Below are 23,191 nucleotides of genomic sequence, written 5' to 3'. Positions count from 1 at the left end.
CGGACTTCTGGCGATTGAAGAACATGCGTGCAGTACTCTGGAAGTAGGGAAGATGGAGGATTCAGTCCCTATTTCCGCGCTGGCAGACCGAATGCACAGCTGGCATTCGGCGGTGACGGCTCAATGCCAGTGTTCCTTGCTGGCAGTTAGCTACTTATACAAAACTTCAGAAACTTGTACAAGAAAGTCATTTTCTGCGTTTTTGTACAAGTTTTCAGACGCTAGCATGATTGGACGCAGTGCGCGTCAAGGCGACGCTGACAGTATTGCGACCCGTGTGTTTGGCGGTGTAGAGCGCTTTATCGGCATCGTCGAGCCATTCGAGTGCATCGGTGTAGACGTTTTGATAACCCGCCAGACCGATACTCAGGCTCACTCGCAACTCGGGAACATCGGGGTGACGATACTGTTGCAGGGCATTGCGCAACTGCTCCATCAGCGTTTCGGCCTTGTTCAGCGCCAGGTTCGGCAGAATCACGCAGAACTCGTCACCGCCATAGCGCCCCGCCAATTCATGCTCATCGAGCAGGTTTCTGAGTTCCTTGCTCATCTGCCGCAACGCGGCATCGCCGACGATATGCCCGTAGCTGTCGTTGATCATCTTGAAGTGATCGATGTCGATCAGCGCGAGCATCGCTTGAGTGTTGTGTTGGCGACACTGTTGAAACTTCAGGTGCAGCAGGTCTTTCCAGGCGCCGTGATTGAGCAGGCCGGTCAGGCTGTCGGTACGGCTCAGGGCACTGAGAGCGCGTTTGTGTTGAGAGAGTTTGATCGCCAGGCGATAGCAGACCATGCCCAACGCCAATGGATACAGGGTGAGCATCGGCAGACAGGCCCAGACTTGTGTCTGCGTCATGGTCAGGTTGAATTTGACGCCGAAGATCGACCAGCCGAGCAGCACGCCGGCGAGCTGGGCGAGGGCGCCGAACACAAACAGTCGATAGCCGCCGGCGGCGACGTTGTTCATGGTCATCATCGACAGGATGGTTACGGTGGTCAGCGGACTGAACTGAAAACTCGCCGCCCAGAATCCCCCGCACAGCGAGTCATACAACAGGTTGCGGCGTTCGGCCTGATAGGGGAATGCCGAGCGCGCCGACACTTGATAGGCCAGATGCGGCCAGAAAAAGCCGTTGAACACCAGCAATGCCCAGAGCCAGCCCGGCAGGTTCAGTGGATACAACGCGGCCCCGACGCTGAAAAAACCGATACCCAGCCCAATGGCCCGTGGCAGGTAAATGCGTCTGGCGAATGACAAGCCTTTGCCGCGTTGGTTTTCCATGGTGCCCTGCGCGAAATTCATCCTGAAATACTTTGCAGTATATTTCTTCAGGTCGACCGTCCGTCGGTCGATTGTCGGACATTGTCATTTATTCCAACGGGAATAATCAGTGTCCTTCCGAGCCATTTACGCGAAGGCAGGTGCAGGGGAGAGGGTTTTACCGTTGATAGTGCGCGAGGAACATCTCCAGCGCCGACTCCGCCACCGTGTTCTGCATCTCGACATCAAGCGCCGCGCGGCCCATCGACATCTGCGGCCAGAAACCAAAGGTCTTGAGCAAGCCCTGCACCTGATGCGCAGCGAATTGCGGGTCGACCGGTTTCAGGCGGCCATCGGCCTGCGCGGCACGAATCCACACGGTCAGGCCTTCCTCGCGCTCACCCATGCGCTCGACCATGTTTTGCGCGCGTTCCGGCGAATGAATGGTCGCGGCAATCGCCACTCGCGCCAGGGTCAGGAAGTTTTCGTCAGCCATCATCTGCACCTTGGCCTGGAGCATCTGCCGCAATTGCTCGCGCAGTGGCTGCTCAGGGTTGTACGTCACCGCCTGCTCGGCGCTGATTCGCGTCCATAACTGGTTGAGAATTTCGGCGAACAGCTCTTCCTTGCTGGGAAAGTGGTTGTACACCGTGCGCTTCGACACACCGGCGGTGGCGGCGATCCTGTCCATGCTGGTGATCTCGAAACCGTTGTCACGGAATTCGGCAATCGCCGCCTGAATAATGGCTTCGCGTTTACGGTCGGTGAGTCGCTGTGGAGCTGTCATAAGTACGCTTCGGCAGAGAAAAGTTGAAATTACACTTGGTAGTTTACTTGTCATCCACTTTGATGCAACCTAGAAACTACACCGATCAGTGTAATGTTGCGTTAATCCTCGCAACCTAAAAAACAGAAAGTTCGGCCTGTGCGTGCAGCCTTGGCCATTTATCGTCCCACCGCGAAACACCGTGAATTACACGGTGTTTCTGGAGTCATTCAGTCATGGCCAATCCAGTTTCTCTCCCGGATCACACATCCACGCCTGAAGCCTCTCGCCAGGATCAAGGGCTGTTCCGCAACCACGCGCCAGTGCAGCGTGAAGGCCTGCGCAAAATGCTGCGGATCATGTGGAAGATGATTTTCCACAAGCCACGCAACACCCGCCCGGCTGCAGCGATTCCAGTACAACCACTGACCCGCGAAGAGCTGCTGGCGGCGCCAAACCACAGCGTCTTTCGCCTCGGTCATTCGACCCTGCTGCTGAAGCTGCGCGACAAATTCTTTATCACCGACCCGGTCTTCGCCGAGCGCGCATCGCCGGTGCAGTGGGCCGGACCGAAACGTTTCCATCAACCTCCAATCAGCATTGACCAGTTGCCGCCGATCGAAGCGGTGATCCTCTCGCACAATCACTACGACCACCTCGACTACGAAGCGGTGCTCAAACTTGCCGCCAAGACCAATTACTTCCTGACCCCGTTGAGCGTCGGCGACACCTTGATCAAATGGGGCATCGACGCCAGCAAAGTCCGCCAGTACGACTGGTGGCAGGGCACCGAAATTGCCGGCATTCGCTTCGTTGCCACGCCATCACAACACTTTTCCGGCCGCGGTCTGTTCGACGGCAACAGCACGTTGTGGGCGTCGTGGGTGATGATCGACGGCGACACCCGAATCTTCTTCAGCGGTGACAGCGGTTACTTCGACGGCTTCAAACGCATCGGCGAACAATACGGCCCGTTCGACCTGACCTTGATGGAAACCGGCGCCTACAACGTCGAATGGCCGCACGTGCACATGCAACCGGAAGAAACTTTGCAGGCGCACATCGACCTCAAGGGGCGCTGGCTGTTTCCGATCCACAACGGCACGTTCGATCTGGCGATGCACGCCTGGCATGAACCGTTCGACCGGATTCTCGCGTTGGCCTGGGAACGTAGCGTTTCCATTACCACGCCACGGATGGGTGAGGCGTTTAACCTGGCGCAGCCGCAACGTGGAGAGGCGTGGTGGTTGGCGGTTGAAGGGGAGAGCGAGGCGGTGGTACAGAGCGCCTGACGACCTTTCGCGTCAAGCAAACACCACTTCAATTCGGCCCTCTTTTCGGGAACGGGGGGCCGCCTTAACGACGATTTGCACATCTCGTCCGAGATGAGAAAGGCACTCCATCATTTTGGCCTCGCTGATACCGCGAAATTTCCCGCGCAGCATTTCGGATAGTTTGGGTTGTGAAAGTCCCAAAATCTCCGAGGCTTGAATTTGAGTGAGATGGCGTGCCTTGATGATCTCGCCGATCTTTGCCGCCAACTGGGCTTTGACCTGCATTTCGCTGGAATCAGGCAAGCCGAGATCCTGGTAGACGTTCCCGCTACCTTCTTCAATTTCTATCATTTTCTGATCCTTTCGCATGGTCCAGATCCACAAGAGCGGCTTCCTTGCACTCATGCGAAAATATACCTATTTAGGAATAAAGATCAACTCATTCTCTCAATCAGCCATCGCATAATCCCCACGCCCCACCGATTCCGATGAAGCGCACTGACCACTCGCACTACGGCCCGGTGCAAACCCCGGAAAGAACACCAACCCCTGCGCCTCAAACCGGTAAGCCAACGCCAGCCGCGCCGCATCCGCGACCTCCTGCTGCGCTTCGAACCGTTGAATGTCTTCCACCGCAACCTCAGTCTCGCGCGACAGTTGTTCCGCGCTCCAGCCCAGCATCGCTCGGGCCTGGACGCAATGCGTCGGGGTGAACTGGAAAAGGGCAATGCGTTCGAGGATGTGGTTCATCGCAAGAGAGGCCATGGTGTGCTCCGGGCTCAAGAGTGCTGATTGAAAATGTACTGTGTTTTTGTACAGTTGTTTTCGGCCGGGATCAAACGCATTTTTTGATTTGCCCTAGTTCGCCGCCTGCAACCAGACGGACGGTGCCTGACCGAGGATCCGCCGGAACATCGTCGAGAACGCCGCCGGGCTTTCATAACCGAAGTCCAATGCAATCCGCGTCACCGCTTCGCCCGCCGCCAGCCTGGCCAGCGCGAGTACCACGCAGGCACGCTGACGCCACTGGCTGAAACTCAGCCCGGTCTGTTGGCGGAAGAGTCGATTGAAGGTGCGCAAGCTTACGTGCAACTGCTCCGCCCACTGTTGCGGTGTTTGATGCGCATTCGGTTGATGCAGAAAACTCTGACACAGCGCGAGCAGCTTTCCGTCAGCCGGCAGCGGAATGTGCAAGGGCAGCGGCGCACTGCGCGCCAGTTCATGCAGGAGCAAATCGATCAACACACCATCGCGGCCCGACTCGTCGTATTCCAACGGCAACTCCACCGCCTCCATCAGCAAATGCCGCAGCAGTGGCGACACACTGATCACTTGGCAACGCTCACCCAGATCCACCGCTTCCGGTTCGATGTACACACTGCGAGTGCTGACCCCAAGCATCAACACCTCATGCGCCACTCCCGGCGGAATCCACACCGCCCGCTGCGGCGGCACCACCCAGTTGCCGTCATGGGTGCTGACCTGCATCACCCCGGTCGCGCCGTAGAGCAATTGCGCGCGTCGGTGCGTATGACGCGGTAACAGATGACCGTAGGAATAATCCGTACCGATCGCCACCACCGCGCGCGGCGTGTCATCCAGCAGATTGATCGAAACATTGCGCATCGAACGATTCTCAAGGGTTGGCGTAAACGCAAACATTATTGGCTGAATTGCTGAAGCAGGCCAAGTCGTGCCGCTCTATCTTCGTGAGCTTTCCCTAAAAGGACGCCGCGAAATGTTCTACCTCTTGCTCACACTCTTCGGCTGCCTGACCGGCATCACCGCCGTGCTGTTCGGCTTCGGCGGCGGTTTCGTCGTTGTGCCGCTGCTCTATCGCCTGCTCACCGCCAGCCACGGCGCCGACGACCCGATCGGCCAATCGGCAATGCACATCGCCGTCGCCACCTCGACCTGCGTAATGATCGTCAACGCCCTGATCGCCACCGACAAACATCGCCGCGCCGGCAACCTCATCCGCCATTACCTGTGGCCATTGGGTGGGTTTATTGCAGTGGGCTCAGTGGTCGGCGCGATAGCGGCGGTGTGGGTCAGTGGCGAGGTGATTCGCTACGCGTTCATCGCCTACCTCGGCGTGACCATTGTCGACTGCCTGCTCAGACGCGGATTTCTCACTCAGAACGCAAACGTCATCCCGCGCCGACTTGGCAGCACGGAAACTTCCGCAGGGGGTGTAGGCATCGGCGCCATCGCGACGTTTCTCGGCGTAGGAGGCAGCGTCATGACCGTGCCGTTGCTGCGCCGCTGTGGCTTGAGCATGTCGCAAGCGACGTCCATGGCCAATCCGCTGAGCGTGCCGGTCGCAGTGGCTGGGACGCTGACGTACATGGCGTTGGCCGGGTTCAGTCAGGCTGACCTGGGCACATGGTTTGTCGGGTATGTGGATCTGCTCGCGTTTGCGGTGCTGACGGTTGGCTCGCTCATCGGGATTCGATTGGCCGCGCCATGGATTGGGCGGATCCCGGATCGGGTGCATGCCTGGGTCTATATTGGTTTGCTGGTCTTGGTGATGCTGAGTATGTGGACGAAATGAACTGCTGCTTTGTATCTTTGGAAGTCCAGACGAAAAATTCGAACGCCTCAAGAAAAAAGCGCGGAGAGAAACCATGTCGATCATTGAAAGTGACTGGAAGAAGTTCAAGGAGCTGCGCAAAATCGCACTCGACCGGTTTTGCCAAGGCGTTATCACCGACACCAGAACCATCACTCAGCACGGAGCCCTTTCGGCGCATGCGCGCTACGGCATGATCTACGGACTGATCAATGATCGGAACCACGACATGGCCCGCATGTTCGATGACCTCGCTCGATCCTCCGCACTATGGAAGTTGACCTTGATGGTCTCGCATGACCTTTTGACTGACGCGGAGTTATCAATCTTGAGCGATGATGCGCGCAAGTTACTTTCTGATATTGAGCGTCGGCATTATGAAATTGAGTGGGTCGATGAAATTGCTCATGATGACTGACCATTCTCCCCAGCACTTTCCAGAGAATCAGAATGTTGATCTTCAATTGCACCGAAGCCGCCAGCAAGTTTTTCAGTCGTGTCCACAAGGGCAAAAAGATCACGCCGGTGGACACTAATCCGCCGTCCTCCATCATTGAAGATGATGAGCTGAGTGGCGCTGACGAGCAGTGGCTGGTGCACGCGATAACGGTACAACGCAAGCATGTGTTGCTGGTCATTCACGTCCAGACCCGCTATTGCCTGATTTTCGCTGATGCGAAAAAGGCTGACACAGAAGACTTTGTTGATCGATTTGTGGATCGTTGGGTCAAGGGGATAGTGATCAACGCACATCATCATGACCTCGGGCAGTGGCTTAACCCTGAGTTGATGTTGGCGCGGCTGAAACAGACTTGTGAGCATCAACGGTTCTATCGACGTAGCCATCGCAGCGCGCAAAAACACATTGATGAGATTGCATGGATTTTCCAGGACAAGGTCGCCCATACGGGGTCTTTGCCACCGGATGAAATCACCGCGATGGTATTTGACGAGCAAATGAATGACACGCCCAGGAACAGCAAGGGCGCCAAGTCTTACTACTTTCCGAATGAGGAAATGGCGCTTCACTGGCTGCGTCATTACTGCTTTCTTGATGACGTCCAGCTTCATGCTGCCAAGGAGCGTCGGCAACAAATGGTTCGGGAAATTGCTGCCCTCGAGCGCGAAGCCTGGCTTGAAAAGTACGAGCAAGAAAACTCGAATAGTTAAGCCGCCCCCGCCATAATCCGTAGCGTATTTTTCAGCGCCGGCGCCTGTGTGCCGACGCGACCTCCACTCCTTCAAGGATTGATTCATGCTCAAGGGACTGATGCGCCTGGCACCATATGCCGCAGCGCTGTTCACACTGATTTCCACTGCCCATGCCGAAGAGGGCCGGCGCGTGTTTACCGGCACATTGGGCAAGACGGCGATTGTTGTTGAACTCAACACCACACAGCAGGACGAAGTCACTGGACGCTATTTCTACGAGAAATATCACCGCGACCTGGCACTCAGCGGTTCGCTGCAGGACAGCACGCTGAGCCTCGTCGAAGGCAATAACCGCTACGGTGACGACAAGCCGCTGCCGACCTTGAAGCTGGAAGAAACCCGCAGCGGCTGGCAGGGTGAATGGCAAAGTCCGCAGGGCAAAAAGCTGCCGGTGAAACTCACCGAGGCCAGACTTCCCGCGCCCACCTCAGCAACTTTACCTTTCATTGCCGCACTGCCATACGGCGAGCCTTACGAGTATTTGCGCCTGCAGGGACTCAAGCTCAAACCGGCGAAGAAAGAAAACTTCATGGGCTACGACCTGCAGTGGTGGACGGAGCCTGAGACAAAGATTTCGCTGTTCAGCGTGGAGTCCGGATTATCGAAAGATGATCAGCAACGGGTTAACCAGCAGTTGCTCGGGCGCCTCTGGAATGAAGTCATCAGTTACCACAGCTGCCAGTTACAGGGCGGGGAGAACGTGGAGTTCATGCAACAGGCAGAACCGAAAATGATCTCGCCAGCCGTGGTCAGCCTGAACATCTCGACCAGCTATTACTGCGGCGGCGCGCATCCCGACTTCGGCGATTCACCCCTCAACATTGATGTAAAAACCGGCCACCCATTGTCACTCGAAGATGTGCTGTGGGTCGGAGACGGCAAACCGCTGCTACATGCCGAGCGCGATAGCCAAGGCGACAAACCGCTGAGCAAGGCCGAAAGTGACGCGCGTTATCAGTATGAAAGCAAAGAGTTCGTACCTTGGGTGATCAAGCAATTCACCGCCCTGTACCCCACAGAAATGAAGAAACCGTCGGGAGATGACGACTGCAACTTCCAGGATGAGAGCATCTGGGGCACTTCACCTTGGTACTTCACCGAGAAGGGCTTGTACCTCGGCGCCTACTTCGCTCGCGTGCAACGCTCTTGCGACAGTCCTGACTGGTCGATCCTGCCGTACTCCGTCGTCAAACAACACCCCGGCGCCGTCAAACTGCAACTGCCCCAGGGCTGACCGTCACTCCAGACCCGGCGCTTCACGAATAATGAAGTGATCCAGGTTCTCGATATTGGCATTGAAGACCTCGAAAGGCTTTTCGGGGTTCTTCTTGCCGGGCACCTGCTTCAACTCCGGCGTCACCCCATAGAAGAAACAGAACAACGCCTTGTCGCTATCCGCCGCGTGCTTTATCTCTTGCAGAAACGCCTTGCGCTTGCGGTAGTTGTCGATCAGCTTCTTGTTCAGATAAACGCTGACCGGATACGGCTTCTTCTTACTGTCCTCGAGCTTCTTGAACCAGACCTTGTCCTCGAAATCGATACGAAAACTGGCACTGTGGAAGTCCTCGATCTTCTTGATCCGCCCCCAGTAAATCAGCCCCTTGTTGTCCGTCAGATACTCAATCTTTTTGAAGAACGAACTGTACGGCGCCGAATGCTCGCCGACCTTCAACGGCATCCGCTTGAGCAACTCCTTGTCGGCGAAGTTCGAAACAAAACACTCCACCGGATGCGCAAACACACTGGTCTTGTCCGGCGCCGACTCACGACCCGCCGACTCTTTACCACCGTCCGCCACCACCCGCACCGGATCATCGCGCAACACATCCGCTACCCCCGCTGGCGCGACAGGCTTGCGCACATACTCACGCCGGGTCAGTAACAACTCTGATGGGAAATGTTCCTCGCGCCCGTCACCCACCTCGCCATCCGCCGTCTCAACGCCCGACGCCGACGCCTTCAAACTCACATACGGACAACCCGCCACATGCTGCGTAGTGGGCAGGTTTTTGAAGTGCGGCGTGCGAACGTAATTCACATTCTTGGCGTTGAACGTACCCAACTCATTGGAAGCCTCGAACGCCGAACGACAGGCATCGTTGGGGCACTGGAAGAGTTCCTTCGCAGAGTCGAAGGCAACCGTCTCATCGAAATTGAGATCGCGAACGTCATAGATCGACAACTTGTCGTCGAGGCTGAGGCAGTAGGCGAGATCGAATTTCATGGTGGGGCTCGGATCCTTGAGTGGGGGAGGGGTATTAATAGCGGGAGGCGGGGTGGGTTGCACTGATTGTTTTCAGGATGATGCGGAATTTGGGCTAATGAATAACCTGTGTCAATACGCCTTTTTGATACCTTGGTATGGGATGTTTTTTTTAAAAAAACATTTTACGATGCGACTGCCTTCGTAAAAAAAACACATGCATTTAAAATGGTGTTTTGGTTGAGTGAGCGTAAGGCGGTATCGGCTTTTAGGAAGTGAATGGAAAGTTGGTTGTTTGGTGGTGTTTCTATTAATAAGCGCTAGGAGCGTTATTATGCATATTGATGATTTGATTTTTGCTGTTCGGCCTTTAATTCCGTTTGGTTCTGAGGCGGAAGCTCAGATTTTTCTTGACGGGTATGAGACTGGTGATCAAGTAGCGCTTATATCTGCATTGTACTTTGGTCGTTCCCATATTCACTATAATGAAGTCGGAGAGGACTATAAAGGGTATCTTTTTTCTGGTGAAATGAATAGGTTTTGGGAGGGCGGTAATGTATCTGAAGAAGAGTTTGCGAAAATTCTTTATGAGAAGAATACAAATCTCCATGCCTATTATGACGCATTCCTTCGCTGCACTGATGGGTCAGGGTACGATCGCTCTAAGTATTGATTTATACAATACATGATTCAATGTGAAGTGATACTTCGTGTGGGTGTTGGGGTAGAATGCTCTTTTTTAGTAGGAGAGGCGTATTTTTCTGCCCGCATGAGGTGTCTAGGCACGCTAAAGTTTTGAGCTGGATGAGTTTACGAAAAGCTTTTAATTATTCGATATTAGGTAGTGATTGTTATGACCAACTATGAAAGGAAGAGGCTGCTCGAGGCATATACGGATTACGTCGAAAGACGACTTTCCGGAGTAAGTGGTTTGATTGTTATTTTGGTTGGGTTTTCCCTGGCTACTCTGTCTGTCACGAAGATATCTCCAGGTTTTAATTTGGTGGTAATGGTTTGTGTCTTGTTTTTTTTCTTGTGCGTCTTGTTGCGGGAATTTGGCAATAGAAAAAATAGTGCTCTGTGGAGAGTTATGAGAGAGTTGGAGGATAAGTACAAAGGTAAGGTTGATGGAGGTGTGATTCTGAAAGAAATCCGGCAATACGATATCTGGGAGGGTTTCAGTCCGATGGTGATGGGTAGACTTCTGCCCATAATATTTTCTGTTTTGTTTTGCGTTTATACACTCGTGGAGCATCTCGCACGCGCATTTTCCATTTGGTGAAGGCGAATTTTTATCCCGTTTTGAATTCCTCTGACTCGTTCAATACTGGAAGTTTTTCGTCTGTATTTTGCTCGATCTAATCCGCCGCCGGCAAACGACGGCGGATCAATTAATTTGCCAACTACTACCTTCCTCGGAAGAACCGTAGCGCATTACGCCATCGTGACTTCTTCCTGGTGAACGGATCATTCGCCAACAAACAAGGCATATCCCGCAATCGAATCCACGGCTCGTCCTGCCAGTGCAACGTACTCAGCGACATCTGCGGCCAGCTCAAAACACTCAACGTCGGACGCTCAACAGAGCGCGCCGGACGAGCATCACGCAGGGCGGGCACAACCAGATGCGTCAGCCACTCGCGGAGCTGCCGATGCTCAGGACAGTAGTGATAAACCAGCAGCGCATACACGCCGGACTCACTCACCATCATGTGGTCCTCCGCTTCGCCATAGGTCTTCACGTGCATCATCTGCTGCTGATCAGCGTCGAGTTTACGCAATTGGCGCTCATCAAGATGTTTGCCCATCAACCGGCCCAGTTCATGGACACAGAACCACGCTTGGTTCTCAACCAGAAGGGCATGTATGTGTGTTTTGTTTCGGGTAAATCGAGTCGGTAGCAGTGGCTCAGACATGGCGGGCCTCCGGGGTCGGAAGCGACGAGGGCGTTCTACGGGTACAGTGATTCACCTTCATCATGAAGGTTTGATATCCAGGCATTTCCATTTACCTCTGGCTGCTTTCTTAGGGCATTCGTTAGGGTGTCGGGAGCTAAGAAACCCACCAGAGACGGGCCGGACATATTCCCCTTTCGGGTCTTGTATTCGCCCACTCCCGACATAACGGGATTTTTCGCAGGCGCAGAGAAACCGCAGACGAAAAAAAGCCGCATGACTCTCGGGTGCGGAGAACCGCTCTGGTTTAAGGCGTTTCTTAGGCGCCGAGTTGTGAGCCTAGGGGCTCAGCGCTGCGTGGTCAAGCCTTCAAAAACGCCAACTATTTTGAGGTAAAGAGGCATGTAGTCCTTAAGCTTCAACGTTGAATGCCTTTTGGATTGCAACGCGTAGGAGATCTCTGTTTTTTGTGTGGCACTCCCAGATCGTTACCACCTGCCATCCCAGACTGATCAGAGCCTGTTGAGCATTGAGATCTCTTTCAACATTTTTCGTAAATTTGGTTTGCCAAAAATCGACCCTGCTTTTTGGCATATATGCATATTTACACTCGGGATGTCGGTGCCAAAAACAGCCGTGAACGAACATACATAGGCGATATTTCGGGAACACCAGATCAGGTGTTCCCGGCAGGTCTCTTCTATGCAGGCGGAATCGGAGCCCCATCTGGTGACATAGTGAACGCACGACCATTTCTGGCTTTGTGTTCTTTCCCCGGATTTTGGACATGATCCTGGAGCGATGCTCGGGGGGACTATGTCTGCACTCATTTACACCTCGTTCAAGGGGAAGCTCATGTTCAACCAAGCCGTCAGTGCGTTGCTGTCCTGAAGTCCAGTTTCGCGAAGAAGCTCAACAATGTCTCTTCCTGCAAGGATCATCACAGGATGGCCGTCTTCTACTATCTCCTTGTAGGCTTGGTCATGAAGCCAGGAGGTGGTGATGATCACGCCAAATTGCCGGTGCCGCAGGCGAGAAATCAACCTGGATACTTCACGAACGCCTACCGAGTTAGCAATCCCGTAGCATTTAGCTTCGATTGCAAAATCTACTAGAACTGACGTTTCTGGCCTTCCAATTCTGAGTTTTCCCGTACCATCTCGACCACCATCGCGATACCGCCTCGTCAGATCGAGTGCAACCGTATCAGGCAAACAAACCCTCACCAGATGTGCTGCGCATGCCTCAAATGCATACGGATCTGACTCGAAGTGCTTGTGTAGGATCGAAAGCATTTTCATGTCTTCTTTCGAAGATGGCAGCTGTTCCTTTTTTGAGCGGATAGGCTGAGATCGCTTGGCAATCAGAGGAGTGTATTGCCCGGAGCGAACCCATTTCATCCACTCAAGCGGTGCGTGTTCGCTATCGCTTGCTCGCATGCCATTGATGATGTCCGTCAGCCAATCCCGTGAAATCTCTGGCAAGTCAAGAATTGTGAAAGTCGCCCTGTAGTTCTGAAAGCGCTGACCTTTGCTGGCATGCCACACAGCTACCAAATCATCGTTGTGAGTGCTTCCGATCCGACCCGGGACGGCAAGCCCCCTGAAAATCACATCTCGATAGATCCCTGCTTTGGTGAAAACGAAAATGGGTGGGATATCTGCCCTGTCGCCTGAGTGTTGTCGCTCGAAAATTAGCTCTAAAAGATTGTTGCCATAGCGATGGGTTTCGTCCAATTTACGCCCAGGCTTCTTGTTATCGCCGTAGTAGGTGAACACACCCGTAGAGAGGTCCAATTCGTCGGGCCAATCAAGATCCTCCATGCTCGATAACAGGGCTATGAGGCGTGGGTCATTTCGTTTTCCTCGGATCCTGAAGCCACCTTGATTGCTAAGGTTCAATAGCTTCGTCAGCGGATCGTCGCTGGAATTGCCATTGCGGCTACCGGCGTAGCGGGCGTCAATCATCAAATCTGAGCTTGACAGCTCGTCAACAGAGTAAACCAGGTTGTCTGTCATGGTGGTGTCCTAGTGCCATTAGTGTTGAATGGTGCCGGGAACCTGGTAACCTGGCTAGAAGATTAATTTAAAGGCTTTGAAATGGATCAGATTCGCGCGTTTGACATGTTCTGCGGGGCCGGAGGTAGTAGTTTGGGGGCTCGGGAGGGAGGCGCGACGATTGTCGGAGGAGTAGATCTTTGGGGGCCTGCAGTCCAATCGTTTAAGCTCAATTTCCCTGAGGCGCAAGTTTATCAAGGAGATCTTCGGAAGCTAAGCCCAAAAAAAATCTTAAAAGAAACAGGGCCTATCGATCTTCTTATCTCGTCTCCTGAGTGTACGCATCACACCTGCGCACGGGGGGCGAAGCCCCGCTCTGACGATAGTAAAGACACCGCTTTCCAAGTAATTCGCTACGCTAAGGCTATGAAGCCACGTTGGATAACTCTAGAGAATGTTATTCATATGAAACCATGGTCCCGTTACGATGAGTTAATGGCGGAACTAAAACTACTGAAATACAACGTCCGAGAGCAAGTTATTGATGCGTCGAAGTTTGGTGTTGCTCAGCGTCGACGTAGATTGTTTATGATTGCCGATCGTCAAGAGTCTCCCGAAGTAGTAATGCCATCTAACACAACGTACAAGAATGTTTGGGATATTTTGGATTGTAGCGGGAAATACAAAATGACCCCGCTACGTATACCTCGCCGAGCAAAAGATACGTTGGCACGGGCGGAAAGAGCTATAGCTGAATTGGGTAGCGATAAAGCATTTCTTATTGTTTATTATGGAACGGATGGTTCTGGTGGATGGCAGCGGATGGATGACCCATTGCGCACTGTCACAACAGTAGACAGGTTCGCTTTTGTTATGCCTACAGCTGAAGGGCATATGATGAGGATGCTGCAGCCCGAGGAGCTTCGACGAGCCATGGGATTTCCGGATAACTATATTTTTCCGGATGTAACTAGGCGTGATAAGGTAAAGTTGATGGGTAACGCGGTTTGTTCTCCAGTAATGGAGGAGATCGTAAGGTCTCTTTTTGTTGTGTCAGGCCGTAAAGTAATAAAGGCCGCTTAGATAAAAAATAACTAAGTCTGTCCGGGGGATCTATGGAAGATAATGACGAGAACAGGCCTTCAGCATTTCGGCCTCGGGCAAGAATAATGAAGACCTTGGGTGAGGAACTCATTAGTAGTGATACTGTTGCAATTATCGAGTTAGTAAAGAATGCATATGATGCTGGTGCGCGTAACGTTCTCATTAAGTTTGATGATGATCTGCGTGCCGGTGGCGGTTGTATTAAAGTAATTGATAATGGCTCGGGTATGGGGTTGGATGTAATTCGCGGAGCTTGGATGGAGCCCGCGACACCTACAAAAAAACAAAATAAAAAAAGCTTGGATGGTACCCGGAGAGTATTAGGTGAAAAAGGTGTAGGAAGATTTGCAGCATCAAGGTTGGCTGTTTCGTTAGAGTTGATTAGCCGTCAGCAAGGGAGTCCATTGGAGTCTTATGCGATTTTTGATTGGACTCAGTTTGACGACGAAGAGCTATATCTAGATGAGATAAAAATCAGAACTCTCCAGCGCGACGCTATAGAGATATCTTCAAATAATGATGTTGTTTCGAAGGGCTTTTTCGAAAGTGCAAGTGGAACACATGGCACTATTTTGAAGATGATTGGATTAAGAAATTCATGGGAGGAGATGAGCTTTCTTGCTTTGCAGAGAGGTTTGTCGCGGCTTGTTTCTCCCTTCTCAAAAGTTGATGGGTTTGATATAAAAATTTCGGCACCAGCTCCTTTTCAAAAATTCTCAAAAAGCATAGAACCTCCGCAGACCGTTAAATATCCCCACTACACCGTTTCAGGAACGATTTCTGAAACTGGCTTGGTCGATTTGAAGTATATTGTTCACGCTGGAGGGGATCCCGTTCGAGTGTTAGGTAAAATTGTTCCAGTAGGAGATGACGGTCGCTGGGAGTTTTTGGATTCAAATATCGAATCGGATGAGAGTAATTTCCGCAGTCCAGCGTGCGGAGCTCTGGATGTCGAACTTAGAATTTGGGATCGAGATGATCTGGGCAACATAGTTCAGATGATTAAAAGTTCAATATCAAATGTGCGAAAAGATCTTGATGCTTTTGCTGGTGTTAATATATACCGAGATGGATTTAGAGTTTTGCCTTATGGTGAGCCAAATAATGACTGGCTCCGATTGGATCTTCGTCGAGTGCAAAATCCTACTCTTAGAATTTCCAATAACCAAATTTTTGGATATGTCCAGATTGCGGCGGACAGAAATCCCGAGTTGAAAGATCAGTCCAACCGGGAAGGCTTGAGAGAGAATCAGGCTTACTATGATCTAAGAGAGATAATGATTGCTATTCTTTCAAGGATGGAAGTGTATCGCCGACAGTACAAGCGAAAAGATGATACGCAAAAAAAGAAAGAAGAGGGGGGACGTCCAGGTTTATTTGATTTAATAGACTTTGACGATATCAAAACGCACTTGTCTCAGAAGCATCCTGATGACAAGGCGGCATTAGATATGGTGGATAAAGTTGAAAAAGACTATGTTCGGAGGATTGAAGAGATAAAGCTCGTCGTCGCTCGATATCATGGGTTGGCAACTTTAGGTCAGCTAATAGATGGCTTGCTACATCAAGGGCGTCATCCTTTGGCCAAGATAGTTGGATATGCCAGATTAGGTTTAAATAGTGTTACTCGCCTAAAAGAGGAAGGTGGTGACAGTCCTTTTGTTTCAAAGCTCGTCGAGCGTTTTTCAAATATTCTAGGCCAAGGCGGGGTCTTGGATGGGGTGTTTCGGCGTATTGAACCATTCGGTGGTCGCAGAAGGGGAAAACCTGCACAGCTCTATTTGGAGCAGTTAATAAGAGATGCACACGATATCCTCGCAGAGGAATTCCAAAGGTTAAATGTAGTATTCAGTTCTCCCGATTCTGAAACGCTAGTAAGTATTGATCCAGCAGAGTTTCAGGAAATCATAGTCAACCTTTTCCAAAATAGTCTTTATTGGCTGAAACTGGTTGATGGTGATAACCGCATTGTGGCCGTGACAGTGAAGAGAAATAGTGACGGTGCGGTGGAAATAATAGTTGCCGATAGTGGTCCTGGCGTGCCATCTAATATCCGAGAATTGATTTTTGAACCATATTTCACTACCAAAAGTGATGGTGTAGGTTTGGGGCTCTCAATTGTAGGCGATATAGTGACGGATTATTATGGTGGGAACTTGGAGTTGATGGATTCTAATCCTCTTGGTGGTGCTGCATTCAGGATTACATTGAAAAGGAGGGTCTGATGGCTAATATATGGAATTTTTTGGTTTTTGATGATGATCAAGGGATACTTGATCTCCTCGTTGAGCTATTAGAGGAACCAGGTCTTTTAGGTGATGACATTGTCCGCTGTAAGACCGTTAATAATTTTGCAGAAGCACAACAATATGTAAAAACGGGTAATTTTGATCTTGTGGTTCTGGACCTGCAAGATGGAATTGCTGACGCGGGTATCAGAGCTGCGGACGCTGAGCAGTTGAGCGGAGAAAGGATTCTATGCGTCCTAAAGGAAAATCAGTTTATTCCAGTGATTTTTCACACCGGTTACGCTGATAAAATCGTGCACCTTGAAAGCCACTTTGTGAAAGTGGTTCGAAAAGGGGCGACGGATGAGCTTATGCGTGTTGTCGTGGATACTTTTCAGACTAAATTGCCTAGTTTGATACGTTACATTCAGGATGAGCAGAGAAAGTATCTTTGGGGGCATGTAGAGGAACAGTGGAATAGTAACTCTGAGCTGAACGCGGATGGTGAAATCGCTTATCTTCTTGCTCGTCGATTGGCTAATTCTTTAAGTTCTCTTTCAATAAGGCGTTTTTTTAATCCCGAGCATGATGCTCAGGCAAAGATACATCCGGTCGAGTACTATATTTGGCCGTCAATTAATCCCGGGGTCAATCTGGGGGATATCTATCAGAGTGCTGAGAATGGCGGTTTTTATTTGGTCATCAATCCGGCTTGTGATTTTGAACAGGGTAAGGCTGAGATTGTTCTGCTTGTGAGGTGTCGGGCTATTGAGGAGTTTCCCGAGTTTAATCAAGTAAAAAATTTGGTCGAAGGGGATTTAGAGATCAGCGGGGCTAAGAGGAAAGAGCTTGTTTCGCTAGTTGGTGATAACAGAAAGGCGGCTGGTGGACAGCCTGATAGATATAAGTATCTTCCCGGGACATCATTTATTCCACATCTTATAACCGATTTTCAATCTTTATCGCAGGTTCCAATTGGTGAGTTTTTAGAGGGTGGGAAATTTGATAGGATTGCGACATTAGACACTCCCTTTGCTGAGGGAGTGCAGGCAAAGTTTGCACGCTACTATGGTCGGTTTGGAGTTCCGGATCTGGATTTTGAGGCGGTTGCCGCTAACCTTATTTTATCTATGCGAAGATAATTTATGTCTAAATAAGGGGTTTATTCGCCGGGAAGCTCATATGCTTCCCGTTGCAATCTGCGAGACTTATGGTGTAAATGAGCGGTTGTCTTGAGGGGTATGAGCCGAATTTTAAGTGTGTAATTCGACTATATTTAACTCGAATTTTTCATCATGTTTTTCGGTTTTGTAAAAAGTAATGTGTTCTTTGTTAGTCTCTCTGCAGATTTTTTGGATTTCTTTAACGTCTTTTGGATCTGCTCTTAAGCCGAATGTTATGGATTTTATGCATTTAGGGTCGAATTGTTTTAATCCGAAGTTTTTCTGGTCAATAAGTCTCACTTCTTGTTCATATGACCATTTTTCATACTTGTCTGTTAAAACGGAGAGACCTCCTCGCTGGTCATCTTCATGTTTTAGTTTTTTTGCCAGTTTCTCTCTCTTGGCTTGCCATTCATTCTCTGGCAGATGTAATAGATTGTGGAATACTTCTGTGTAAAAATTTATGATTATTTTGGGGTCGTCAAGATCTGTGAAAGTAGTTTTATAGTTTACGGGAAGTTTTTTTGTTAGTGGGATGGTATTTAAGTGTAGGCTTTCGAAGCCAATACAGAATCCTTTATGGTTGTCTGCATAATGGCTCCACATGAGTATCTCATTATTAACTTGGCTGAGGCTATAAATCCCAACTCTTGACATTCTTTCCCTGATTTTTTTGTGCGTTTCATCTAGTTTAGGATTGCCGTTTTTTATTATTTTTGCACATATATTTTTTAGCTCTTGATATATCTCTGAACTAAAAATTCCGCTTTTATGTAACTGATCTAATTCGGCGGATGCTCTTGTATACATTCTTGCTAAATTGGGGAATGGCGTGGATAGTTCAAATGGATCATTAAAGTCGGTGTACTTGGAGAAGTACACGCTGTTGTGATTCAGGATGTCCAGTGAGTATTTGTTTATTGCGCGATATTTGTAGCTGAGCATCAATTTTTCTGATTTCGTCGTAGGCTTTTTGGCAAAAAAAACCCTGAACATATTCAGGGTCTTATAATTAATAATTTATAGATGGGCTATCAATCCCAGCTCAACGCACCACCAGTCTGATACTCAATCACTCTCGTCTCAAAGAAATTCTTCTCTTTCTTCAAGTCCATAATCTCGCTCATCCAAGGGAACGGATTCGTAGTCCCCGGATACTCTTCCTTCAAACCAATCTGCGACAAACGACGGTTAGCGATGAACTTCAGGTAGTCCTCCATCATCGCCGCATTCATACCCAACACCCCGCGAGGCATGGTGTCACGTGCGTATTCGATCTCCAGCTGCGTACCCTGCAGAATCATCTGGGTCGCTTCTTCCTTCATCTCAGCATCCCACAAATGCGGGTTTTCGATTTTGATCTGGTTGATCACGTCGATGCCGAAGTTCAGGTGCATGGATTCGTCGCGCAGGATGTATTGGAACTGCTCGGCGACGCCGGTCATTTTGTTGCGGCGGCCCATGGAGAGGATCTGGGTGAAGCCGCAGTAGAAGAAGATGCCTTCCAGAACGCAGTAGTAGGCGATCAGGTTGCGCAGCAGCTCTTTGTCGGTGTCCGGGGTGCCGGTTTCGAACTTCGGATCGGAGATCGAGCGGGTGTACTTCAGGCCCCAGGCGGCTTTTTTCGCGACCGATGGGATCTCGTGGTACATGTTGAAGATTTCGCCTTCATCCATGGCCAGTGATTCGATGCAGTACTGGTAGGCGTGGGTGTGGATCGCTTCTTCGAAAGCCTGGCGCAGGATGTACTGGCGGCATTCCGGGTTGGTGATCAGGCGGTACACGGCCAAGACCAGGTTGTTGGCAACCAGGGAGTCGGCGGTGGAGAAGAAGCCGAGGTTGCGCATGACGATGCGGCGCTCGTCGTCGGTCAGGCCTTCCGGGTCTTTCCAGAGGGCGATGTCGGCGGTCATGTTGACTTCTTGCGGCATCCAGTGGTTTGCGCAACCGTCCAGATATTTCTGCCAGGCCCAGTCGTACTTGAATGGTACGAGTTGGTTGAGGTCGGCGCGGCAGTTGATCATGCGCTTTTCGTCAACGGCGACACGGGCGGAGGCGCCTTCGAGTTCGGCGAGGCCTTCGGCGACGTCGAGGGAGTTCAGTGCAGCCTTGGCGCGGGCGACAGCGGCCGAGTCGTCGGCGGTCACGGCGCGGGCTTCGATCGCGGCGGCACCGCCAGCGTTGTCGAGGCGGTCCATGTTGGCTTCAGTAGCGTGGCCGGCGTTAGCGCCTTTCACTGTTGCTACTTCACTGTCTTCTTTGTCGAATTCGTCCCAGCTCAGCATGACGTGTCGTCTCCTGCGTGAGGGCCTGTCGCCCGTGTGAAACCTGATTGGTTGGTTTTTCACACGGTCGTACAGACCGCGTTGGATCTAAAGGAATCGTTCTTTGCAGCAGCTAAACGCAGGCATCAAACAGAATTTTGTACGGGTTTCCGAGAGCCTCTGACGGGCGCAGTTCGCGTTGAACGCGTCTGCGGGGCTTCAGAATGGCTTTGATCCCTGTAAGGGAATATTGCTGACCCGATTAGGGCGGCATTATAGGGAAAAAAACAGGCTCGTGGGGGAGGCGAATGAGCGCAGGGCGGTCGATCAGGAAGGGGATTTGAGTCGGAGCGAGGGTTTACAGGGCTTTCGCGGATGTTGGCCCGTGAGAATTTTTTTTGATTAATTTTTTCGCCGGGGTTCGGTTGCTCAAGAATTGAGCAGAAAGCTGCGTTTTTCACTATATCTTGTGTTTTGCAAGCCTTTTGCACGACTCCAGACACAACTGAGCCCGACCGAAGTCGGGCTGGAATCGACCCTCAATGAGGCGCTGAGAGATCCAATTCGGTGCAGTCTCGAATCATCAATTGGTGCAGCCGTTGCCCATGACGCTGTAGCGCAGGATGTGGCGCTGGCCGGTGGAGTCGTCGTATTCCATTTTCATTGGGACAACTTCGCAGACATTTGGTACTTCGCTCATTGATACAACGTTGGCGATGTCCAGGTGGGTCGAGTAAGTGTATTCCTCGATGGCCGGTTGTTGCTGTGCGACATCAGTCGGGACCTCGTTTGCCATGGCGGTTGCGCACAGACTGCTGAGGGCCAGAACCAATAAAGCTTTCATTTCAATTTTACCTTTTTGAGGTCGAGTGGGGTCACGCAACCTTTTTAGGGTTGCGTGTGGAACTTCATCGTTTGCGGTTGTTACTTGAGAGCTGGATTAACGGCCTTCGTGGGGGCTGTATCGTTGTTAATCGCGTTTGCCTTGTCGGCGAGGTGGATTTTAGGGAGATGGGGCGGGGGTAAACAGAGCGGGTTTTGATAAACACCTTTGGCAGATTTGGTAACAATCCCCGAAATCATCTCAATCCCCGTGTAGGAGCTGCCGAAGGCTGCGATCTTTAAACATCCAGATCAAAAGATCGCAGCCTTCGGCAGCTCCTACACGGGGGGGCTATGGTGGGGGAGGGGTTGTTACTACCATCGTCGAATGGTTCTATGGGGCCGGCCCGGCTACAACGGGGTCATACAAAAACAACTATTACACCGAGGTAGGAAAGATGAGTGCGGCTTCTCTGTATCCCGTTCGTCCCGAGGTTCTGGCTAACACGCTGACTGACGAGGCGACCTACAAAGCCATGTACCAGCAGTCGGTCGTCAACCCTGACGGTTTCTGGCGCGAGCAAGCTCAGCGTCTCGACTGGATCAAACCTTTCACCACGGTGAAACAGACTTCCTTCGACGATCACCATGTCGACATCAAGTGGTTTGCCGACGGCACCCTGAATGTTTCCTACAACTGCCTCGACCGTCATCTGGCCGAGCGTGGCGATCAAGTCGCGATCATCTGGGAAGGCGACGATCCTGCCGAGAGCCGCAACATCACCTACCGCGAACTGCACGAGCAAGTGTGCAAACTCGCCAACGCCCTGCGTGGTCAGGACGTGCACCGTGGCGACGTGGTGACCATTTATATGCCGATGATTCCCGAAGCCGTGGTCGCCATGCTGGCCTGCACCCGGATCGGCGCGATTCACTCGGTGGTGTTCGGCGGTTTCTCGCCGGAAGCCCTGGCCGGTCGCATCATCGACTGCAAATCGAAAGTGGTGATCACCGCTGACGAAGGCATTCGCGCCGGCAAGAAGATTCCGCTCAAGGCCAACGTCGACGACGCGCTGACCAACCCGGAAACCAGCAGCATCCAGAAAGTCATCGTCTGCAAGCGCACCGGTGGCGACATCAAGTGGAACCAGCATCGCGACATCTGGTACGAAGACCTGATGAAAGTGGCGGGCACCGTTTGCGCGCCGAAAGAGATGGGCGCCGAAGAAGCGCTGTTCATCCTTTATACCTCGGGCTCCACCGGCAAGCCGAAGGGCGTGCAGCACACCACCGGCGGTTATTTGCTGTATGCGGCGATGACCCACGAGCGCGTGTTCGATTACCGTCCGGGCGAAGTCTACTGGTGCACCGCCGACGTCGGCTGGGTCACTGGCCACAGCTACATCGTCTACGGCCCGCTGGCCAATGGCGCGACCACGTTGTTGTTCGAAGGCGTGCCGAACTATCCGGACATCACCCGGGTGGCGAAGATCGTCGACAAGCACAAGGTCAACATCCTCTACACCGCGCCGACCGCGATCCGCGCGATGATGGCCTCGGGTCAGGCTGCGGTTGAAGGCGCGGATGGCAGCAGCCTGCGTCTGCTCGGTTCGGTCGGTGAGCCGATCAACCCGGAAGCCTGGGACTGGTACTACAAGAATGTCGGCAAATCGCGTTGCCCGATCGTCGATACCTGGTGGCAGACCGAAACCGGCGGCAACATGATGAGCCCGCTGCCGGGTGCGCACGCGCTGAAGCCGGGTTCGGCGGCGCGTCCGTTCTTTGGTGTGGTGCCGGCGCTGGTCGACAACCTCGGTAACATCATCGAGGGCGAGGCCGAAGGCAATCTGGTGATTCTCGATTCGTGGCCGGGTCAAGCGCGGACGCTGTATGGCGATCACGATCGTTTCGTCGATACCTACTTCAAGACGTTCCGTGGCATGTACTTCACCGGTGACGGCGCGCGCCGTGATGCCGATGGTTACTATTGGATCACTGGGCGTGTCGATGACGTGCTCAACGTGTCCGGTCACCGTATGGGCACGGCCGAGATCGAGAGCGCGATGGTTGCGCATCCGAAAGTCGCTGAGGCGGCGGTGGTTGGGGTGCCGCATGACATCAAGGGGCAGGGCATTTATGTCTATGTCACGTTGAAAAATGGTGAGGAGCCGACCGAGCAATTGCGTCTGGAGCTGAAAAACTGGGTGCGCAAGGAGATCGGGCCGATTGCTTCGCCGGACGTGATCCAGTGGGCGCCGGGGCTGCCGAAGACACGCTCGGGCAAGATCATGCGCCGCATTCTGCGCAAGATTGCCACGGCGGAATACGACGGGTTGGGGGATATCTCGACGCTGGCGGATCCGGGTGTAGTGCAGCATTTGATTGATACGCACAAGACGATGAATGTGGCTTAAGCGTTAGAAGCATAGG

At 52.0% G+C, this 23,191-nt stretch carries 21 protein-coding genes and 1 pseudogene; 10 read left to right on the top strand and 12 right to left on the bottom strand.

What is annotated here, in order from left to right; translation table 11 throughout:
* Positions 1-214 precede the first annotated feature (214 nt).
* On the bottom strand, positions 215-1,282 hold the full coding sequence (locus C2E19_RS22565) for a diguanylate cyclase (RefSeq protein ID WP_129396166.1): 1,068 nt from the start codon (positions 1,280-1,282) through the stop codon (positions 215-217).
* A gap of 157 nt (positions 1,283-1,439) precedes the next feature.
* Complete coding sequence (locus C2E19_RS22560) at positions 1,440-2,048, bottom strand: TetR/AcrR family transcriptional regulator (protein WP_129395145.1); 609 nt, start codon at positions 2,046-2,048, stop codon at positions 1,440-1,442.
* A gap of 215 nt (positions 2,049-2,263) precedes the next feature.
* On the opposite strand from C2E19_RS22560, the gene C2E19_RS22555 reads away from it, so the two are divergent.
* Positions 2,264-3,319, top strand: coding sequence for an MBL fold metallo-hydrolase (locus C2E19_RS22555; protein WP_129395144.1), 1,056 nt, complete (start codon positions 2,264-2,266; stop codon positions 3,317-3,319).
* 12 nt (positions 3,320-3,331) lie between these two features.
* On the opposite strand, the gene C2E19_RS22550 is transcribed toward C2E19_RS22555, so the two are convergent.
* The 3 genes from C2E19_RS22550 to C2E19_RS22540 form a co-directional block, all read right to left on the bottom strand.
* Positions 3,332-3,652: a helix-turn-helix domain-containing protein gene (locus C2E19_RS22550; RefSeq protein ID WP_129395143.1), complete on the bottom strand. Its 321-nt coding sequence runs from the start codon at positions 3,650-3,652 to the stop codon at positions 3,332-3,334.
* Positions 3,653-3,748: 96 nt separating this feature from the next.
* Positions 3,749-4,066: an XRE family transcriptional regulator gene (locus tag C2E19_RS22545; protein ID WP_129395142.1), complete on the bottom strand. Its 318-nt coding sequence runs from the start codon at positions 4,064-4,066 to the stop codon at positions 3,749-3,751.
* Between the two features lie 93 nt (positions 4,067-4,159).
* Entirely contained in the window at positions 4,160-4,927 is a 768-nt protein-coding gene (locus C2E19_RS22540; RefSeq protein WP_129395141.1) for a helix-turn-helix domain-containing protein, read from the bottom strand.
* 112 nt (positions 4,928-5,039) lie between these two features.
* On the opposite strand from C2E19_RS22540, the gene C2E19_RS22535 reads away from it, so the two are divergent.
* From C2E19_RS22535 to C2E19_RS22520, 4 genes are all read left to right on the top strand, one after another.
* Positions 5,040-5,855, top strand: coding sequence for a sulfite exporter TauE/SafE family protein (locus tag C2E19_RS22535; protein WP_129395140.1), 816 nt, complete (start codon positions 5,040-5,042; stop codon positions 5,853-5,855).
* A gap of 73 nt (positions 5,856-5,928) precedes the next feature.
* Complete coding sequence (locus tag C2E19_RS22530) at positions 5,929-6,291, top strand: hypothetical protein (RefSeq protein WP_129395139.1); 363 nt, start codon at positions 5,929-5,931, stop codon at positions 6,289-6,291.
* A gap of 32 nt (positions 6,292-6,323) precedes the next feature.
* On the top strand, positions 6,324-7,043 hold the full coding sequence (locus C2E19_RS22525) for a hypothetical protein (RefSeq protein ID WP_129395138.1): 720 nt from the start codon (positions 6,324-6,326) through the stop codon (positions 7,041-7,043).
* 85 nt (positions 7,044-7,128) lie between these two features.
* Entirely contained in the window at positions 7,129-8,319 is a 1,191-nt protein-coding gene (locus C2E19_RS22520; RefSeq protein ID WP_129395137.1) for a hypothetical protein, read from the top strand.
* A 3-nt stretch (positions 8,320-8,322) separates the two neighbouring features.
* Here the strand turns inward: C2E19_RS22520 and C2E19_RS22515 are convergent, their stop codons facing one another.
* Positions 8,323-9,309 carry a hypothetical protein gene (locus tag C2E19_RS22515; RefSeq protein WP_129395136.1) on the bottom strand — a complete coding sequence of 329 codons (987 nt, stop codon included), beginning with the start codon at positions 9,307-9,309 and terminating at the stop codon, positions 8,323-8,325.
* A 313-nt stretch (positions 9,310-9,622) separates the two neighbouring features.
* Between C2E19_RS22515 and C2E19_RS22510 the strand changes: the two genes are divergently transcribed.
* Entirely contained in the window at positions 9,623-9,961 is a 339-nt protein-coding gene (locus C2E19_RS22510; RefSeq protein WP_129395135.1) for a hypothetical protein, read from the top strand.
* A 733-nt stretch (positions 9,962-10,694) separates the two neighbouring features.
* Here C2E19_RS22510 and C2E19_RS22505 read toward each other — a convergent pair.
* The 3 genes and pseudogenes from C2E19_RS22505 to C2E19_RS22495 form a co-directional block, all read right to left on the bottom strand.
* Positions 10,695-11,204: a Bro-N domain-containing protein gene (locus C2E19_RS22505; protein ID WP_129395134.1), complete on the bottom strand. Its 510-nt coding sequence runs from the start codon at positions 11,202-11,204 to the stop codon at positions 10,695-10,697.
* A 390-nt stretch (positions 11,205-11,594) separates the two neighbouring features.
* A pseudogene (locus tag C2E19_RS22500) lies at positions 11,595-12,013 on the bottom strand (very short patch repair endonuclease).
* The gene (locus C2E19_RS22495; RefSeq protein WP_129395132.1) at positions 12,014-13,201 is read right to left on the bottom strand and encodes a restriction endonuclease; all 1,188 of its coding nucleotides are present in this window, start codon (positions 13,199-13,201) and stop codon (positions 12,014-12,016) included.
* An 81-nt stretch (positions 13,202-13,282) separates the two neighbouring features.
* On the opposite strand from C2E19_RS22495, the gene C2E19_RS22490 reads away from it, so the two are divergent.
* From C2E19_RS22490 to C2E19_RS22480, 3 genes are all read left to right on the top strand, one after another.
* Positions 13,283-14,263 (top strand): DNA cytosine methyltransferase, encoded by a 981-nt coding sequence (locus tag C2E19_RS22490; protein WP_129395131.1) that lies wholly within the window; start codon positions 13,283-13,285, stop codon positions 14,261-14,263.
* 86 nt (positions 14,264-14,349) lie between these two features.
* Positions 14,350-16,509, top strand: a complete 2,160-nt coding sequence (locus tag C2E19_RS22485) for an ATP-binding protein (protein ID WP_164979448.1) — start codon at positions 14,350-14,352, stop codon at positions 16,507-16,509.
* Entirely contained in the window at positions 16,509-17,654 is a 1,146-nt protein-coding gene (locus C2E19_RS22480; RefSeq protein ID WP_129395129.1) for a hypothetical protein, read from the top strand. Before C2E19_RS22485 ends, C2E19_RS22480 begins: the two co-directional genes overlap by 1 nt.
* Positions 17,655-17,765: 111 nt before the next feature.
* Here C2E19_RS22480 and C2E19_RS22475 read toward each other — a convergent pair whose 3' ends face one another.
* The 3 genes from C2E19_RS22475 to C2E19_RS22465 form a co-directional block, all read right to left on the bottom strand.
* Positions 17,766-18,620 carry a DUF2971 domain-containing protein gene (locus C2E19_RS22475; protein WP_164979447.1) on the bottom strand — a complete coding sequence of 285 codons (855 nt, stop codon included), beginning with the start codon at positions 18,618-18,620 and terminating at the stop codon, positions 17,766-17,768.
* An 89-nt stretch (positions 18,621-18,709) separates the two neighbouring features.
* Positions 18,710-19,960 (bottom strand): ribonucleotide-diphosphate reductase subunit beta, encoded by a 1,251-nt coding sequence (locus C2E19_RS22470; protein ID WP_008084848.1) that lies wholly within the window; start codon positions 19,958-19,960, stop codon positions 18,710-18,712.
* A 562-nt stretch (positions 19,961-20,522) separates the two neighbouring features.
* The gene (locus tag C2E19_RS22465; RefSeq protein WP_129395127.1) at positions 20,523-20,783 is read right to left on the bottom strand and encodes a DUF2790 domain-containing protein; all 261 of its coding nucleotides are present in this window, start codon (positions 20,781-20,783) and stop codon (positions 20,523-20,525) included.
* A 436-nt stretch (positions 20,784-21,219) separates the two neighbouring features.
* On the opposite strand from C2E19_RS22465, the gene acs reads away from it, so the two are divergent.
* Complete coding sequence (gene acs, locus C2E19_RS22460; protein WP_129395126.1) at positions 21,220-23,175, top strand: acetate--CoA ligase; 1,956 nt, start codon at positions 21,220-21,222, stop codon at positions 23,173-23,175.
* The last annotated feature ends 16 nt before the right edge of the window (positions 23,176-23,191 follow it).

The sequence above is a fragment of the Pseudomonas sp. DTU12.3 genome (assembly GCF_004124275.1).
Classification (GTDB): domain Bacteria; phylum Pseudomonadota; class Gammaproteobacteria; order Pseudomonadales; family Pseudomonadaceae; genus Aquipseudomonas; species Aquipseudomonas helmanticensis.
Note: the sequence above shows the minus strand (reverse complement) of the source record. Positions and strands in the feature narration are given on the sequence as shown.